This is a genomic window from Leucobacter sp. M11, from assembly GCF_035726885.1.
Taxonomy (GTDB): Bacteria; Actinomycetota; Actinomycetes; order Actinomycetales; family Microbacteriaceae; genus JAPFRB01.
Genome location: NZ_JAPFRB010000002.1, coordinates 54374 through 55996, shown reverse-complemented (window position 1 = coordinate 55996; position 1623 = coordinate 54374). Strand labels below are relative to the sequence as shown.

The following is a 1623-nucleotide window of genomic DNA, read 5'->3' as shown; positions in this document are numbered from 1 at the left end:
GCAAGCACGTCATCGTCATTGGTGGGGGTGACACCGGGGCCGATTGCGTCGGCACTGCCCACCGGCAGGGAGCGGCGAGCGTGACGAGCCTGGCCATCGGGCGACGGCCCAGCACGGAGCGCTCGCCGAGCCAGCCCTGGCCGACGCACCCGACCCGGTACGAGGTCTCGAGCGCGCACGAGGAGGGCGGCGAGCGCCGCTACGAGGCGTTCACGGTCGGCTTCGAGCGTGACGAGGCGGGACGGGTTCGCGCCCTGGTCGTGGCGGAAACCGGGTTTGGGGCGGACTCCCGAGCCCCGGTGCCGGGCACGGAGCGCCGCCTCGCTGCCGACCTGGTGCTGCTCGCGCTGGGCTTCTCTGGGGCCGAGGGCTGCGGGGACGACGCCGAGCCCTGGGCGCTCGCCCCGGGCAGCGACGGGTCGCTGGAGCGCTCCGCTGACTACGAGAGCGCGGTGCCCGGCGTCTTCGTGGCCGGCGACGCCGGGCGGGGGCAGTCGCTCATCGTGTGGGCGATTGCCGAGGGGCGCGCGGCGGCGGCGGCAATCGACGCCGCCCTGATGGGAGAGACCCGGCTCCCCAGTCCGGTGGCCGCGGGGGCGCACAGCTTTCGCCCACCGGCAGCGCCGGTGGTGCCGGGAATCGCGGCGCCGCGAGCCGGGTGACACGCCGCGGCGGCGGGGCGATCCGTCCCGGCGTGAGCGCCGCGGACCAGCGCAAAAAGAACCGTCCAGACGGTCTTTTTTCGGCTTCGGAATCGGTTGTTTGACCTCTGGGAAACGACCGAATTCGCGGGATCCGGGCCGTAACCAAACCGTGACCTGAAGATTTCTGCCCCGGGTCAGAATTCATTTGGAACCAGTCCATTACCTGTGTCAGGATCACGACTATTGACGAGCTCCCCAGCTGGGGCACGAACGGTCGTCACCACCCGGTGACCGAGGGAGGACCAATGCGGAAGCACCCCGAGCGCGAACGAGTTGCGCACGCAGCGCCGAGGTCGCGCGTGGGGCAGCACCCTCCCCACCCCTGCTGAGCGAGCCCACCCCCTTGCGGGGCTCAGCCGCGCCGCTCCGGCGGACGAGCCCAGCCATGCTGTTTTCGGGACCCGGCGACGGGAGCCCGAGTTTTCAAAGGAGAGAACTGTGAGCAAGACCTTCATGCCGGCCGCCAAGCGCGGGGGCACCCTCAAGCGGAACCTCGGGCTGTGGGCCATCGTCGGCCTCGGCCTCGGCTACATGACCCCCACCGTCGTCTTCGACACCTTCGGCATGGTCGCCCGCGACACCAACAACGTGGTGCCCTCGGCCTACCTCGTCGCCCTCATCGTGATGGTGTTCACCGCCGTGAGCTACGGCAAGATGTCCGGCGCGATCCCGAGCGCCGGATCCGCCTACACCTACGTTCGGGAATCGGTGCACCCGAACGTCGGCTTCATGGTCGGCTGGACCTCGCTCATCGACTACCTGCTGCTCCCGATGGTCAACTGCCTCATCATCCGCAGCTACCTGGAGGCGATCTGGCCCGAGATCCCCGGCTGGATCTGGGTCGTCCTGTACTGCGCCTTTGTCACCTCCGTGATCTATCTCACGATGCGCGGCACCTCGAACATCAACATGCTCCTGC

At 69.3% G+C, this 1623-nt stretch carries 1 protein-coding gene and 1 pseudogene; both read left to right on the top strand.

Going from position 1 to position 1623, the window contains the following annotated elements; all coding sequences use genetic code 11:
* Positions 1-662 (top strand): annotated as a pseudogene (gene gltD, locus OOT08_RS04365) (glutamate synthase); the annotation flags it as partial.
* Between the two features lie 495 nt (positions 663-1157).
* The coding region (locus OOT08_RS04360) for an APC family permease (RefSeq protein ID WP_325092105.1) at positions 1158-1623 on the top strand (466 nt) is incomplete at its 3' end.